Annotated in this window: 1 pseudogene; it reads left to right on the top strand. The window is 45.3% G+C overall.

Going from position 1 to position 234, the window contains the following annotated elements:
• Positions 1-234, top strand: a pseudogene (locus tag EOC06_RS39410) (PTS sugar transporter subunit IIC); the annotation flags it as partial.

Raw genomic sequence — 234 nt, 5'->3', positions numbered from 1 at the left:
GATTTTTAATATTAACGAACCTGTTATCTTCGGACTTCCGGTCATGCTCAATCCAATTATGGCGATTCCATTCGTTATCACACCATTAGTAACAGGAACAATCGGGTATATCGCAACTGCAACAGGCTTTGCAGGGAAAGCAGTCGTTATGGTTCCTTGGACGACACCGCCGATTATTAATGCTTGGCTGTCTACTGCCGGCAGTATGGGAGCAGTCATCACACAGCTGATATG

Source organism: Mesorhizobium sp. M7A.F.Ca.MR.362.00.0.0 (assembly GCF_004023175.1).
Lineage (GTDB): Bacteria > Pseudomonadota > Alphaproteobacteria > Rhizobiales > Rhizobiaceae > Mesorhizobium.
This window is presented reverse-complemented; position numbering and strand designations above follow the sequence as displayed.